The sequence below is a fragment of the Vibrio sp. S/42/10 genome (assembly GCF_029890535.1).
Taxonomy (GTDB): Bacteria; Pseudomonadota; Gammaproteobacteria; order Enterobacterales; family Vibrionaceae; genus Vibrio; species Vibrio cyclitrophicus.
On the sequence record NZ_JAKMZC010000002.1, the window covers coordinates 358,960 to 374,372 of the forward strand.

The 15,413-nt window shown below is 44.7% G+C and carries 13 protein-coding genes; 9 read left to right on the forward strand and 4 right to left on the reverse strand.

The window, feature by feature from the left end; translation table 11 throughout:
* Nucleotides 1–22: 22 nt before the first annotated feature.
* The 7 genes from L8S15_RS03855 (at nucleotide 23) to L8S15_RS03885 (ending at nucleotide 8,524) form a co-directional block, all read left to right on the forward strand.
* Nucleotides 23–1,489 (forward strand): FAD-binding oxidoreductase, encoded by a 1,467-nt coding sequence (locus tag L8S15_RS03855; RefSeq protein WP_010431303.1) that lies wholly within the window; start codon nucleotides 23–25, stop codon nucleotides 1,487–1,489.
* A gap of 117 nt (nucleotides 1,490–1,606) precedes the next feature.
* Nucleotides 1,607–2,608 (forward strand): TRAP transporter substrate-binding protein, encoded by a 1,002-nt coding sequence (locus L8S15_RS03860; protein WP_010431300.1) that lies wholly within the window; start codon nucleotides 1,607–1,609, stop codon nucleotides 2,606–2,608.
* A gap of 164 nt (nucleotides 2,609–2,772) precedes the next feature.
* Nucleotides 2,773–3,315 (forward strand): TRAP transporter small permease, encoded by a 543-nt coding sequence (locus L8S15_RS03865; protein WP_009845769.1) that lies wholly within the window; start codon nucleotides 2,773–2,775, stop codon nucleotides 3,313–3,315.
* Between the two features lie 37 nt (nucleotides 3,316–3,352).
* Complete coding sequence (locus tag L8S15_RS03870; protein ID WP_009845768.1) at nucleotides 3,353–4,693, forward strand: TRAP transporter large permease; 1,341 nt, start codon at nucleotides 3,353–3,355, stop codon at nucleotides 4,691–4,693.
* A gap of 11 nt (nucleotides 4,694–4,704) precedes the next feature.
* The gene (locus L8S15_RS03875; protein ID WP_016793780.1) at nucleotides 4,705–5,625 is read left to right on the forward strand and encodes a cache domain-containing protein; all 921 of its coding nucleotides are present in this window, start codon (nucleotides 4,705–4,707) and stop codon (nucleotides 5,623–5,625) included.
* A gap of 235 nt (nucleotides 5,626–5,860) precedes the next feature.
* Nucleotides 5,861–6,433, forward strand: a complete 573-nt coding sequence (locus tag L8S15_RS03880; protein WP_010431291.1) for a malate synthase — start codon at nucleotides 5,861–5,863, stop codon at nucleotides 6,431–6,433.
* A 483-nt stretch (nucleotides 6,434–6,916) separates the two neighbouring features.
* Nucleotides 6,917–8,524 carry a BCCT family transporter gene (locus L8S15_RS03885; protein WP_010431283.1) on the forward strand — a complete coding sequence of 536 codons (1,608 nt, stop codon included), beginning with the start codon at nucleotides 6,917–6,919 and terminating at the stop codon, nucleotides 8,522–8,524.
* A 249-nt stretch (nucleotides 8,525–8,773) separates the two neighbouring features.
* On the opposite strand, the gene L8S15_RS03890 is transcribed toward L8S15_RS03885, so the two are convergent.
* Nucleotides 8,774–9,700: a M14 family metallocarboxypeptidase gene (locus L8S15_RS03890; protein WP_280572027.1), complete on the reverse strand. Its 927-nt coding sequence runs from the start codon at nucleotides 9,698–9,700 to the stop codon at nucleotides 8,774–8,776.
* Nucleotides 9,701–9,874: 174 nt separating this feature from the next.
* Here L8S15_RS03890 and L8S15_RS03895 point away from each other — a divergent pair, with 174 nt between their 5' ends.
* Complete coding sequence (locus tag L8S15_RS03895) at nucleotides 9,875–10,780, forward strand: DUF808 domain-containing protein (protein WP_016767903.1); 906 nt, start codon at nucleotides 9,875–9,877, stop codon at nucleotides 10,778–10,780.
* Between the two features lie 153 nt (nucleotides 10,781–10,933).
* Here the strand turns inward: L8S15_RS03895 and pyrC are convergent, their stop codons facing one another.
* Together pyrC and L8S15_RS03905 are read right to left on the reverse strand one after the other, a co-directional pair.
* Nucleotides 10,934–11,962, reverse strand: coding sequence for a dihydroorotase (gene pyrC, locus L8S15_RS03900; RefSeq protein WP_016790492.1), 1,029 nt, complete (start codon nucleotides 11,960–11,962; stop codon nucleotides 10,934–10,936).
* A 190-nt stretch (nucleotides 11,963–12,152) separates the two neighbouring features.
* Complete coding sequence (locus tag L8S15_RS03905) at nucleotides 12,153–12,311, reverse strand: YqaE/Pmp3 family membrane protein (protein WP_008215717.1); 159 nt, start codon at nucleotides 12,309–12,311, stop codon at nucleotides 12,153–12,155.
* Between the two features lie 217 nt (nucleotides 12,312–12,528).
* Here L8S15_RS03905 and L8S15_RS03910 point away from each other — a divergent pair, with 217 nt between their 5' ends.
* Nucleotides 12,529–14,385, forward strand: a complete 1,857-nt coding sequence (locus tag L8S15_RS03910) for a hybrid-cluster NAD(P)-dependent oxidoreductase (protein WP_010431264.1) — start codon at nucleotides 12,529–12,531, stop codon at nucleotides 14,383–14,385.
* Between the two features lie 140 nt (nucleotides 14,386–14,525).
* Here L8S15_RS03910 and nadE read toward each other — a convergent pair whose 3' ends face one another.
* Nucleotides 14,526–15,356 (reverse strand): ammonia-dependent NAD(+) synthetase, encoded by an 831-nt coding sequence (gene nadE, locus L8S15_RS03915; protein WP_010431261.1) that lies wholly within the window; start codon nucleotides 15,354–15,356, stop codon nucleotides 14,526–14,528.
* Nucleotides 15,357–15,413 lie beyond the last annotated feature (57 nt).

Below are 15,413 nucleotides of genomic sequence, written 5' to 3' on the forward strand. Positions count from 1 at the left end.
TTATGACTAGGAGAGTCGAATTATGAGTTTAGTAATGGAACAACCGGCAGCCGATGTGCCACCAAAGGTGAAAAGCACCCGAGCACAAGAAAGTACCCAAGCAAAAGAAAGATACGATCCAAAATACGACCCACTTAAAGACAAGAGCCCAGGTCACGGCAAGGAATACGCCCCGACTTATTGGGTAGATACCGCAGGCGTGCCACCTGAAGATGATGGCCCAATTACATCGGATATGGATGTCGATGTGGCGATAATCGGTTCAGGCTACACAGGCCTAAGTACTGCGATACACCTTGCTGAAATGTACGGCATTAAAGCGATTGTGATTGAAGCTAACCGTATGAGTTGGGGCTGCAGTACCCGAAATGGTGGTCAGGCTCAGTGTGCGTCAGGACGTTTGAAGCGTTCTCAGTGGATTGAACGCTGGGGATTAGAAACCGCGCTAAAAATGCACCGCGAATGCGTCGATGGCATGAACACATTTAAGTCTCTAATCAAAGACATTGATTGTGACCCGCAGCCGGGTGGCCACTTATATGTTGCTCACCGTCCAAAAGTGATGGCAACACTCGAGAAAGAAGCCAAGTTGCTGCGTGACACGTTTGATTACGATGCGCAGATCTTAGATGCGGAAACCGTAAAGCGTGATTACGTCGGCGACCAAGAAGCAGCAGGCGCAATGCATGAGCCAGAAGGTATTGGCATCCATGCAGGGAAACTGGCGTTTGGTTATCTAAGAAAGGCGAGAGCACTCGGCGTAAAAGTTCACCCAGCAAGCCCTGTGATGGGATGGGAAACTCGCAACGGTGTGCATTACCTGAAAACGCCTGGTGGTGTGGTTAAGGCTCGTTCTGTCGGTGTTTGTACCGGTGGATACACCAGCCAAGGTTTGCATTCAGAGCTTAAGAATCGCTTATTACCCGTACTTTCTAACTCGATGGTGACGCGTCCGTTAACTCAAGATGAAATCGCTGCGTGTAACTTCAAAACCAATCAGGTGATTACTGATACCAGAATTTTGCGTCATTACTACCGTTTGTTACCCGATAACCGAGTGCAGATCGGTACACGCAGTGCCATCAGTGGCAAGAATGCACCCGAAAAGAAATACGAAGACATGTTGAGAGCGGATTTAACTCGAAAATTCCCTTCTCTCGATCAGATCAAAATCGATTATTCATGGTGGGGGTGGGTAGATGTTAGCCACGACATGATGCCAAGAATCTATCAGCCGAATCCAAAGCAATCCATATTCTACGCACTAGGGTATGGCGGCAATGGTGTGATGTACTCCGCTCAAGCAGGCAAGCGCCTCGCTCAGTGGATCGCAGGTGAAGGTCATAAGCTTGACTTGCCAATATTTGAATCAAAACTTCCGTTCCCCAACGTGAGGGAAGTGGTGGAATCTGAGATGTTTGCACCATTTCGAAGAGTAGGGCAACAGTTCCTTTATCAGTGGTATTCGCTAAAAGATGAAGTGCTTTAGCTACTCGAACATTGTTTCCAAAATAGGGAAATAGAACTACGACCAGGAAAGTTGTACCAGGTCACCTTGTGAGCAAAGTACAGGCAGGAAGTCTGTATGATATGAAAGGTTAAGACTATGAAATTGATTAAAAATAAAATTATTGCTGGCGTCACAATTGTAGCAACAGCGATGCTATCTCATACCGCGGCAGCAGCAAATTTTAAAATGGCTATCGGAGATGCTGCTGGTGGTACTCAGTGGGAATTAGCGACCTCATTTTCTGAATTGATGGAGCAAAAAACAGACGGCAAAGTCAAAATCGACCTGTTCCCGAATGGTCAATTGGGCAACGAGCAAGACACCGTTAACGACGCGGCAATCGGCCTTCTCGACTTCTCAGTATTGGCGATCAACAACGTGACGCCTTTCTCTCCAACGGTTGGTCTATTGACCATGCCTTATGTCATTCAAAGTGCAGAAGAAGCGGTGCTATTAACTCAAGGCCAAGTGGGTCAAGACCTTGTCGATAACACCATTCGTGATGCTGGCGTTCGTATCGTTGGCTGGGCTTATTCTGGTTTTAGGGTTCTGACTAACTCTAAAAAATCAGTGGCTTCACCAGCGGATCTAAAAGGACTAGTGATTCGTGTTCCTCGTAACGAAATCATGATTGCTTCCTACCAAGCATGGGGCGTAAACCCAACACCAATGGCATGGTCAGAAACATTTACTGGCCTGCAGCAAGGTGTGGTTGATGGACAAGACAACCCATACATCACTGTGCATGCGATGAAGTTCAATGAAGTACAAAAGTACGTCACAAACCTTCGTTATATCTTCTCTCTTGAGCCGCTAATCGTCAGTGAAACAGTCTTCCAACAACAGACGCCTGAAATGCAAAAAATCATTCTTGAAGCGGGTCAGGAAGCGACAGAGCACAGCTTTGCATACTTAGAAAATACTGAAAACAAGATCCGTGAAGAACTGCAAGCAAAAGGCATGGTCTTCACTGACCCTGCAGACAACGAGCAAGAGTGGATCAGCAAAGTCACTAAGTCAGTTTGGCCTAAGTTCTATTCAAGCATTGGAGGCAAAGACAAGCTAGACGACGTTCTTGAGTTACTAGGTAGAAAGTAACGATTAGATTCGCCCTATCTGCTGTTCTTCGCGACTTAATCGCCTAGCGATAGAACGGTTAGGTAGGGCATTTACATGGCTTTACTCGTTGATCTGTCCAGTACCTGATCTTTTTAGTACCGCGAGCGACTGGTTGTCATGTGGAAATCAACATTGGAGGTTATATGTCAGTCGCTAAAACAATAAAAAAGCACCTTAACAACATTGAGGAATATACATGTTGTTTGTTGCTAGCAAGCTTTGTCCTATTGCTGTTCACACAAATCCTTACTCGTCAGCTTTTCGATTACTCCATACCTTGGGGTGATGAAGTCGCTACTTACATGTTTGTTTGGTTTGCCTATCTAGGGGCTGTTGTTGCGGCCAAGATGTCGGCGCATAACCGAGTCAGTTTTCACTTCAAGTTCTTCCCCCCGATTGTTCAGACCGTCTGTGAAACCATTGCTGACTTCTTATGGCTGCTGTTTAACGGCTACTTTGTTTATCTCAGCTACGATTTCGTGTTCAACAAAATGAATTTGTTCTGGAAGTCTCAGACGACAGGCATCCCAATGAAATACTTCTATATGATTTTGCCAATCGCATTTTCTCTAATGATGCTGCGCATTATCTGGAACAACTACGAGCGCTTATTTAAGGGCGCTAAGAACGAAGATCCTGAAGTCAAAGAACTGCGCAAAATGACGGCACAAAAGTCATCACAGTAGTCGTCACAGAGAATAGCCGTAATAGAGAGATGTAATAATGGAATCCTATTTAACTCTAATTTTATTTGGTGGTTTCTTAACCCTGTTAATTCTGGGTGCACCAATCACAGTATCACTGGCCGGCGCTTCAATGGCGGCCTATATGTTGCTCGACAAAAACCCCATCGCTTTAGTACAAATCGCGTTCACTTCGGTGGGTAACTTCCCATTAATGGCGCTGCCAGCCTTTGTTCTTGCTGGCGCATTAATGGAGGCGGCGGGTATCTCCAAACGTCTGGTGGATATTGCAGAGAGCTTAGCCGGACCCGTGACGGGTGGCCTTGGCGCTGCAACCGTGATGGCGTGTTTGTTTTTTGGTGCTATCTCAGGTTCAGGCCCTGCAACCACAGCAGCGGTAGGCATGCTAATGGTGCCTGCAATGGTTAAGCGAGATTACGATAAGAGTTACGCATCGGCAGTAACGGCTGCATCAGGGGGCTTGGGGATCATTATTCCGCCATCCATCCCGTTAGTTATTTTCGGCATCTCAGCAATGGGATTAATGGCACCGCCTGAAGCCATCGCTCAACACGGGCAATTTGCTTCTTTATCTATTCCTAAATTGTTTGTTGCAGGCGTTGTTCCTGGCTTCATCATGGCATCTACACTCGTTGTCACTAACTACTTCATTGCCAAGCGAGAAGGCTATAAAGGGCTGTCTGAGAATTGGTCATTTGGCGAAGTAAGACATGCTTTACGCCGTGGCATATGGTCGATACTGGCTCCATTTTTGATTCTCGGAGGTATCTACAGCGGTATGTTCACACCAACAGAGTCAGCGGTTGTGGCAATTTTCTATTCGCTGTTTGTCGGTGTGTTTATTCACCGAGAGTTATCGTTTAAAAGCACCATCAAATCATTATCGACAACCACATGGATTACCGGGCGTGTGTTGCTGATTCTATTCGCTGCAACGGTATTTGGTCGCTTGTTAATCGAACAAAAAATTCCGGTCGTGGTGGCTGAGTCATTACTAGGTTTCACTGACAATATGTATATGGTGTGGGCACTGACTATTGTGCTATTGCTTTTCGTCGGCATGTTCATGGAAACGTTAGCCGCGATCATGATTATCGTGCCAGTGCTGTTGCCAATTATGTATATGCTAGGCGCGGATCCAACCCACGTAGGTATTGTGGTGGTGTGTACGTTGTCGATAGGTTTTGCTACGCCTCCGCTCGGTGAGAATATTTTTGTCGCCTCGGGGATAGGCGGGGCCACGGTCGAGCAGATCACCGCGAAGATCCACCCCTTTGTTCTTGCATCCGTAGTGGGCGTGTTCGTTATCGCTTTCTTCCCACAAATTACGCTTTGGCTACCGTCCTTAGTGGGCTATTAGGAGAAGTCACTATGAATATATCAAGAATTATCCTTATTGGTTGTGCCGTATTTGCAGTGATCAGTGGTATTGGATTACGTGCCGAACATTCAGAAACAGCGAAAGAAAATGAGCCAGTCAATGTGCTCGAAATTTCAGAGCCACATGTGGTCAGTGACGCTGAAAGAAGAGCCAAAACCCTGCTTGCTAAAGCGGTTGTCCATGTACAAAAAGAAGGCGATGAGAGCGTAAAAGACTTTATGAGTAGCGCCGAATATATAGACGGTGAGCTCTATGTATTTGCGCTTGGTATTGATGGTCAATTCCTTGCCAGTGGTGGCTCTTCAATGGTGTTGGTGGGCGACAGTGTTTTGGATACCCAAGACGTCTACGGTAATCCTTTTTTTAGAGAAATGATCACTAAAGCTGTGCACAACGGGTTTGGCGAAGTTCAGTACCATTGGACTAACCCTACTGATCGCATGGGCGAACCTAAAACGACCTTCTTTGAGCGTGTCGGTGACGTGATTGTTGCCGTGGGGTATTACCCAGAACGCTCCAGTGCAACAGAAGCTAAGCGGTTATTGGCAAGAGCCATGACCGCGATGGTAGAGTCTGAGCAAGACAGCATTGCCGAGTTCAATAATAGTGAAGGCAGCTTTGTTGAAGGAGACCTGTATGTGTTTGTGATAGACATGAACTCCGGGAAACTGCTCGCTCATGGCGTGTCTCCTGAGCTTGTCGGACGGTCACACAATGAAATTCTAAGCCCTGACAATAAGCCAATTCTTACTGAGATGCTGAATCTCGCTAAAGAAAATGGTCGTGGCGTTTACACCTATCAATGGTTAAACCCGCTGTCGAGAAAAGTGGAAACCAAACACACTTACTATCGAGTGATCGACAATAAGCTGGTTGGTGTTGGTTACTACACTAATTCAAACAGCACGTAAAAGTGTTTCTACTGAGCCCTCAACCCCATCAGTTAAAGGCTGAGGACTCGAAATACCGGTTTGTGTAAAAAAGCAATTTAGTAAAATTCACACTGTGAAATTTTTGTTGTGAAATTGTTTGGAAAATACAAGTAGTATGAAATACATGGAAGCAACACAGTAAAGAACAATTTTGAAAAGGGTCAATCAGGATTTTTGACCTACATGAAATTCAAAGCCGTAAGAGGGAAAAACTATGAATATGCTGACACTAGACAAAACAGAACTTCACAGAAACCATTCAACATTTATTGCTGAAGCTGTCTTTGCCGTTGAAATGGTGAAAGCAGACAAGCAACTCGAAAAGCAGAGAATGGCGAAACAGTTGCTTGATACTCTATTTCCTCTTGAGGCGGGTTCACACGAAGACGTGGTGAGCTACGAGATTGATTATCGACATGTTCAGGTTTACTTCAAAAACGGTGAACACACAGGCCTGAAACGCGCTAAACACTTTGTGGCTTACACAGGTGATAAATCTAAGCCTTCAGCAATATTATTCCGTGACGAAAGCGGTACACACGTTGAAGTGACAATCGGTGCTCGTAAAGGTACTGGCCACTTGGAATTGGTTGATATTCAAGATATCCAGCTAGAAACATGTACTACATTTGGCCAAACAGAGGTTAGCCGCTCTTCAGGAATCCGTCACTGGGTGAGTCTGGTGAAAGGCGATGAAAGCGGTCGCTCGAACGCATCGAGCGAAGACAAAGAGTTCACGGCGAAGAATGGCGAAGACTATAACTTAGGTTTTTGCTACGCGCTCTAATACTCTGTAGCGATTTCGTATCTGAGCGCTGCGATACGTGGCGCTAAAATTTCATTATTGATTTCTCTTTTACCTTTGGTAATTTCCCCGCCCCTATAGCGGGGCTTTTTTGTTAGAGCTATAAATAAATTGGGCTGTTGTTAATACTATCTGTCGAAAGTTTAGTTTAGATTTTACGGTGTGCAACTTTGATTTAAGATGCTGTCTTTAAAGGTTTTTATTTCTTTATTTTATTCTGATTTTATTGGCGTAACTGTCACTATCAACGGTGGTTCGGGTAACTTTTAAGCTGAAACTCCGTCAAAATGCTTCGTGCTGTGCTATAATGCGCGCCTTGGGATTGAGCAAGTAAGTCCAATCATCATCTATTTCGGTGATTTTTATCACGTTTTATTTACGTGGCTCGGCAAGTCAATCAAGTAGTAATTGGATATGGAGAGCGTCCTTATATTCGTTGATTCGGATATGCGAACATCATAATTTATGAGTTTTAAATCAAAAAAATACAGTATCGATTCTACTGACTATCAAGTTGGTCAAGATAACGTCAGTAAATGGGGCATGGATGTCCACAACACAGTTTTTCTAGCCTCAGTTGGCTTATCTCTTCTCTTTATCATCACTCTTCTTGCTCTTCCTCCAGCAGATGCTAAAGCTGCTATTGATTCTATTAAGGGTGCTGTTCTATCAAAGTTTGACTTCCTGTTTATGTGGGGAGCTAATATCATGCTAGCATTTGCTGTTGTTCTTGCTTTCTCACCATTGGGTAAAGTTCGTTTAGGTGGCGAAGATGCGACAGCAGACTATTCAATGTCATCTTGGATTGCGATGTTATTCGCAGCAGGCATGGGTATCGGGCTTATTTTCTGGGGTGTGGCAGAGCCAACCGCGTTCTTCACTAACTGGTTCGGAACCCCACTTAATGCAGAACCTTTTACAGAAGCAGGCCGTGAACTCGCACTAGGTGCAACCGTATTCCACTGGGGCTTTCATGCATGGGCTATCTATGGCATGACGGCGCTCTGTCTTGCGTACTTCGTTTATAACAAAGGTTTGCCGCTTTCAATGCGCTCAGTGTTTTATCCAATTCTGGGTGAACGTGTTTGGGGTAAAACCGGTGATGTTATCGACGTACTAACCGTACTGGTTACTTTGTTTGGTCTAGCAACTTCATTAGGCTTAGGCGGTACACAAGCGGCAAGTGGTATTAGCCATGTGTTCGGTTTGGAAAATAACATTTTTCTTCAGCAAGCTATCATTGTTCTAATCATGGGTTTGGCGATCATTTCTGTTCTACGTGGTATGGACGGTGGTGTTAAGTTCCTAAGTAACTTGAACATGGTTATCGCGTTCGTATTCCTTGGTCTTATCGCAGTATTGAACTTCACGACTGTACTTGATTCCGTGGCAACAGCGGTGACGGGCTATGTGAAAAATATCGTAGCTTTAAGCCAAAGTTCTGGTCGTGAAGACACAACATGGCTGCATGGTTGGACTGTGTTCTACTGGGCATGGTGGGTTGCGTATGCACCTTTCTTCGGCATGTTTGTAGCGCGTATTTCTAAAGGTCGCACGGTTCGTGAATTCCTACTTTGCGTACTGATTATCCCAACATTAGTAACTTCAGCTTGGATGTCTATCTTCGGTGGTGTGGCTATCGAACAAGTAATTAATCAGGTAGGGCAACTTGGCCTTGACCAAGGCATCACAGACGTTTCTCTAAGTTTGTTCTACATGCTAGATGCATACCCGTTTGGCAACATTCTATCTGTTATCGCAGTCGCGTTGATCATCGTGTTCTTCGTTACCACGTTGGACTCAGGTTCTATCGTTATCGATGGCATGACGGCAGGTGGTAAGCTTGAAGTGCCAGTGAAACAGAAAGTGGTTTGGGCGGTTATCTCAGGCGCGATCGCAATGGTGATGCTATGGATTGGTGGCACTCAATCTATCCAAGCACTTCAATCGATCACTATCATCGCAGCATTGCCGTTTACGATCATTCTTCTGATTGGCTGTGTCAGCTTGTTGAAAGGTCTACTGACTGAAGTAGATAAAGGACAAGCAAGCGTTAGCGAAACAGCGAAATAAAATAGCTAAGACTCTGAGTAAGTAATTAGGTAAATAACTACTTATTCCGGATGAAGCGTTATTTAAAAGCTCTCTTGTACTGTGCAAGGGAGCTTTTTTATGTCTAAGAAGAAATCAAAGATAAGCAGAAAAGACATAATAAAAGAGCCACAAGTGAATCGTCACTTATGGCTCTTTTTTAGTTTTAGAGATTCGCTTTAGGTAGGGAACTCGCTATTAAGTGCTTGGTGCGAGGTCTTAAGTAGTCGCTTAAGCGTTTAATTCGTGTTGGATTACGTAATCCAAAGCACCGGTTACCGCAGCCACTTGAGCGTCATTGCACTCTTCGTCTGTCACTTTGTCGCTGTCTGGGTAAACTTCTGTGGTTGTGCCGTATTTGCAATCAGTAACGCTGCCACATAAGCCAAGCTTCTTCATTGGGTAGTTGATCACACCGTGCTGAGTGACGTCTGAACCAATGATCTTGCCATCTGCATCTGCTGGAGCAATATGCGTTACTTTTTCTACTGAAGCAATAACCGCTGCTTGGAATTCTGGTTGTGGGTTATCAGTATCGCCAACAGTATAGAAACCGTCTGGGATCATGCCTTCAATGTATTCAAGGCCGTCACGCGCTGCGAGTGCTGGTCGGAATTCAGTTTCATCAGAATCTGTCGTCTCATGCAGGTCAACGTGAACCAGTACTTTTGGCAAAGAAGCCACTAACGCACGTAGGTTTGCTGATTCTTCTGCTGGCGTACCGTCGTAGAAAGAGCGGTTTGGATCGACCGCATTTTGGTTCCAACGGTTGATCACTTCGTAGCCCCAAGGGCTCACACAGGGAGCAACAACAATGTTGAAGTGTGCTGAGTATTGTTCTGCTTGAGTTGCCGCGAACTTAATCGCACCGTGTACACCACTGGTTTCGTAACCGTGTACACCACCTGTTACTAGAACCGTGGGTTTTGATGCATCCCAGTTTTTGCTTTTGATAGCGAAAAGCGGGAAGCGATCTTCATCGTAGCTCAATGCACCGTATTGTTCGATGTCGAGGCGGTCTGCAAGCGCTTTAATCTTTGGTACAACTTCTTGTTGGTATTCACGCTTAACCGTTCTTTGAGTGAACCACGCTTCACGTTCTGCTTGTTGCCACTTTTGTCCTGGCTGACCGATTGGGTAGAAGTATTCACTTTTCATCTATACTTTTTCTTTTATGTTCATGAAAGATGAAGACAGACTAGTCCTGTCTAACTGCGACAGCAATAGAAAACACAGTTTGTGACTTTATTTATTACAGACTCATAACTTTGATGAGTGGATTGATAGTGTTACATTCCATTTGTTGTTCAATCCTTTGAAAGAGAATAAAAAATGGCTGGAGCAAGTTTACTCACATTGCTAGATGACATAGCAACAGTGCTAGACGATGTCGCGCTAATGTCTAAAGTTGCGGCGAAAAAAACCGCAGGTGTATTAGGTGATGATTTAGCTCTGAATGCCCAACAGGTATCAGGTGTTGCTGCTGAAAGAGAGATCCCAGTGGTATGGGCGGTTGCAAAAGGCTCATTTAAAAACAAGCTGATCTTAGTGCCTGCAGCATTATTGATCAGCGCGTTTATTCCTTGGCTGATCATGCCATTACTCTTGATTGGTGGCTTGTTTCTTTGTTTTGAAGGGGCAGAAAAAGTATTAGAGAAGATCTTCCCTCATGCTCATCCACATGAAGAAAAAAGTGCAGAAAATGACACTAATGAATCCTTAGAAGAGTATGAGAAGAGAAAGGTAGCGGGTGCGATTCGGACCGACTTCATCTTGTCTGCAGAGATCATAGTGATTGCGCTGGGTACTGTAACGGGGACAAGTATTGTGACTCAAATTCTTGTTGTGAGTTTAATTGCAGTTGTGATGACGATGGGTGTTTATGGCTTGGTTGCAGGAATCGTGAAGCTAGACGATTTAGGTTTTTATCTCCAGCGTACATCGAGTGGTAATGCCATTAAAACCAAGTTGGGGAATGGGCTAGTTGCATTTGCCCCAAAACTAATGAAGTTACTTGCTGTTGTTGGTACGGCTGCGATGTTCTTAGTTGGTGGCGGTATTGTGGTACACAGCGTGCCAGTTATCCACCATTTAATCGAACCGATCATTATGGATTTTAGTGGTCACACGATTGCGACAGCGATTATTCCAACTCTGTTGAATGCCGTGATTGGTGTTCTCGCTGGATTGCTTGTCGTAGTCGTTTGGGGTGCAATAGAGAAAGTTCGTGGTAAATAAGTGATAAATTGTGTTCGGTGAAAGGATGCCTGTCATCAGAACAAAAAGGGGCACCATAATCATTATGGTGCCCCTTTTAATCTAATGGGTCGTGTTTAATTAACACCACGCTCTTATTTTTCAATATAAGCGCTTATTTTTACGACCAAGTGTTTACTTTACAGACCAAGCAATCGTCTCGCCTCCACGGATTGGCACTACGATGTCTGAACCGAAAGGCATGGTTTCAGCAACGTTCCACTCTTCTTTAACAAGAGTGATGGTGTCTGTGTTACGCGGCATACCGTAGAAGTCAGGGCCGTTGTGGCTTGCAAACGCTTCTAGGTTCTCAATTTTACCTTCTAAGTCGAACACTTCTGCGTACAGTTCAACGGCAGCGTGCGCTGTGTAAGAACCTGCACAGCCACATGCTGACTCTTTTGCGCCTTTTGCGTGTGGTGCAGAGTCTGTACCCAAGAAGAACTTCTTGCTACCACTTGTTGCAGCCTCGATTAGCGCTAATTGGTGAGTGTTGCGCTTTAGGATAGGTAGGCAGTAGAAATGTGGCTTAATGCCACCAACCAACATGTGGTTGCGGTTGTAAAGTAAGTGGTGAGCTGTAATTGTTGCGGCTACGTTGTCGTTTGCGTTTTTCACGAAGTTTGCAGCATCAGCGGTTGTGATGTGCTCTAGAACAATCTTCAAGTTAGGGAAGTCGTTTACAATTGGAGCGAGTACTGTGTCTAGGAACTGCTTCTCACGGTCGAAGATATCAACATCGTGAGTGGTTACTTCGCCGTGAACCAGAAGCAACATATCCACTTCTTGCATTGCTTCTAACACGTGGTAAATCTTTTGAGCCGAAGTTACGCCTGAATCCGAGTTTGTCGTCGCGCCTGCTGGGTAAAGCTTCGCTGCAACAACTGCACCAGACTCTTTCGCTTTGCGAATTTCATCAGGAGTCGTGTTATCTGTTAGGTAAAGTGCCATTAAAGGCTGGAACTGTTCACTTGGCTGCTCTGCCATGATGCGTTCACGGTAAGCTAAAGCCATTTCGGTATCGGTTACCGGTGGGATGGTGTTTGGCATGATTAACGCTCGACCATTGTAGCGGCTGATATCGCGCACTGTATCTTTTAATACGTCGCCATCGCGTAGATGAACGTGCCAGTCGTCAGGACGAGTAATCGTAAGTTGTGTCATTGAAGGCTCCCACCAATTGAAGTGTTATGTAGTTGGAGCCTAAACTCGGCGAAATCTGTGAAAGCAATCGCTTACGTTTAGGCGACAGGATGATAGTGGAAAAGCACTTTCATTTCATCCTATTTTTAACTCTTCAGGGTTAGGAGCCTGTTTTTATAGGTATTTATTCTGTATTAGATTAGTCGAAGGGCTAGCGAGTGGCGACCCATAGCCCGTGAATCATTCCTGGAACCCAGAAAAAGAAAGTGAGGACGATGTTAATCAGTAAATCTTTACCTGCGCCGCGAGCGAAGAATACCCCAACAGGCGGGAGCAGGACACATAAGATGATAATGACGAGTTTGTTCATGATAAATCCTTTTTATTCAATGAAAGTTTAATGCGATACCGTGTTCAAATTATAGAACGTATGGAGAGTGTTAATACATTGCTGTTTTTATGTATATGGGATACTAGGATAAACATCTCAAGATAATAGCTTGGTATCAAGTGTTTAGTGCTTGTCAGTTTATCTATTTATAACCATTTGTTAGCATTAGGACAAATAACAAAACATTGGAATCGTTATGTCGCAGCTACCGTCAGATCAAAAGGCTTCAGAGCAAGTGCCTTCTCTATCTCAAATCAATGTGTTTCCGGTTAAATCAGTAGGTGGGATTTCACTCTCTTCTGCTTGGGTCGAAAAACAAGGTCTCACCTTCGACAGACGTTTTATGTTAGCGCTAGCTGACGGTTCAATGGTGACGGCCCGTAAGTATCCGAAAATGGTCAAGGTATCTTCAAGTTTGCAGCCTGATGGTTTGATTTTTACTTATGAAGGTAAAGAGCCGCTGCGTTTAAAGTACACAAGCTTTAAGATGCAAGAGGCGCCAGCAACGGTCTGGAAAGACAGTTTCACGGCGTATACGACCAACGACGAAGCTGACGATTGGTTCAGTGAAGTGTTGGGGGTTCGAGTTGAGCTTCTGTTCTCTGGAGATCAATCGAATCGTGTTCGTGAAAAGCTCGGTCACAATGTGAGCTTTGCCGACGGTTACCCAATGTTAGTGATTAGCCAAGCCTCTCTTGATGAACTCAATCGTCGTAGTCCTGAAACTCATTCGATGGATCAGTTCCGCACCAACTTTGTTGTTTCTAATACCGAAGCATTTGCTGAAGACGGCTGGAAGCGTATACGAATTGGTGAGGTTGAATTTGAATCCGTTAAGCCTTGTGAACGGTGCATTCTCACAACGGTTGACGTTGAACGTGGTGAGTTTAGAGAAACAAAAGAGCCGCTTAACACTTTTTCTAAATTTAGAGCCAACGAGCGTGGTGGCGTTTTCTTTGGTCAAAACCTAGTTGCTAAAAATGAAGGTTTAGTCAAAGCAGGTGATGTCGTTGAAGTATTAGAAACTAAAGAGAAAGAGCACTATGAAGATACTTGGATAGAGTCGTTACATTTAACCTGTGTTGAGCGTGAAGAGATTGCACGTGATTTTACAACTTTTTGGTTAGAGCCTGCGAAAGAGAATCACGCATTACCAAGTTATCAACCTGGTCAGCATTTGCCGATTGAAATGGTTATTGATGGCGAGACGGTTTCACGTCGTTACACACTGTCTTCAAGCCCATCACGATTGGGCCGTTTAGCTATATCAGTTAAGCGTGTAGATGATGGTCAAATTTCTAACTGGCTCAATGATCACTTTCACGTAGGCGATACCTTAGTCGCGAAAAATCCAGATGGCGCATTTTATTTAGAAGAAAATCCAACGCACCCGTTACTGCTTTTGTCTGCCGGTAGCGGTGTAACCCCAATGTTGTCGATGCTTCGTTATTTAGCTGATCATGGTCAAATCGATGATGTGGTTTTCTATCACCAATGCAGCAGCGAAGAGGATATTCCTTATCAAGCTGAGATTGATAAGATTGCCAGCGAGCATACCGGTCTGCATGTGATTTATTCTTTGAGTCAGCCAACCAAAGAATGGGATGGTTTGTCTGGGCGCTTGAGTGTGTCGCATATCGCTAAAATTGAAGAACTGCACAAGCGCCAAGCGTTTGTGTGTGGCCCTGATGGTTTTATGGATAACGCAAAAAAATTGTTAATTCAAATGGGGCTTAACCCTCAGCATTACCATCAAGAAGCATTTGGTGTTGCCCAATCCACTGAAGAAACTGTGAAGCAACTGCAGTTGAGTGTAAACGGCTACTTGTTTGAAGGTAATAACCAATCAACGCTTCTAGAACAGGCAGAGTCGGCGGGTGTGCCTATTGCTTCTAGCTGTCGTGCTGGTTTTTGTGGCGCGTGTAAAGTGACACTTGAATCAGGGCAGGTTCACCAACCTGACGTACCAGCACTGCAAGAGCATGAACGTAACATGGGCCAGATACTGGCGTGTTGCAGTGTTCCGCAAACGGATATCGAAGTTGTGGATTAGCGACTCGTTAGACCATAAAAAAGTGCCTCAAGTAGAAAAGGCCTGAAGTTCGTCTAGATGAACTTCCGGCCTTTTTGGTTCTTACTGCGTTGCTAGTTGTATAATCCCACTAGCTTTACGTTATCAGTAATTAACTAAAATTAATCGTAGATCGTTGGGATAGGTTGACGCTTGTGCTGTGTTGCTTTGTAGATACTAACTAAGCGATCTGATACATCTTGAGACACTTCTTTGCCTTCAAGGAAATCGTCGATCTGATCGTAAGAAAGGTTTAATGCTGCTTCATCAGCTTTCTGTGGGTCCAGTTCTTCTAGGTCAGCGGTTGGGGTTTTCTTCACCAGCAATTCTGGGGCACCTAATGTTGCAGCCAGTTCACGAACTTGTCGTTTGTTCAAACCGAACAGAGGAGCCAAATCACATGCGCCATCGCCGTGCTTAGTGTAGAAACCAGTGATGTTTTCTGCTGAGTGATCGGTACCAATAACAAGACCACCGACGTAACCTGCGATTTCGTATTGTGCGATCATGCGAGCTCGAGCTTTCACATTGCCTTTTACAAAGTCGATTTTCGCCGAATCTGTTGGTAATAAGCCTGTGCTTTCTAAAGCAACATGAGATGCTGCGTGAAGCCCATCAACGCCCGCCTTAATGTTTACAGAAACGGACTGAGAAGGCTGGATGAAAGACAGAGCAAGCTGTGCTTCATCTTCATCTTTTTGCTCGCCATAAGGTAAGCGAACAGCAATGAATTGATAGTCGTTACTGCCAGAGCTTTCATTCAGGCTATCAATTGCCATTTGTGCTAAACGGCCACAGGTTGTTGAGTCTACACCGCCGCTGATACCAAGGATCAGAGACTTGCAGCCTGACTGTTGTAGTTTCGTTTTAATAAAGTCCACACGACGAGTCACTTCGAAGTGAGGGTCAATTGAAGGTAGTACGCGCATTTCATCACGAATTAACTGTTCCATTCGTATTCCTTTCCTGCAAGCAAATTAAAAATCTAGTGTTATCATACCTAAATCATT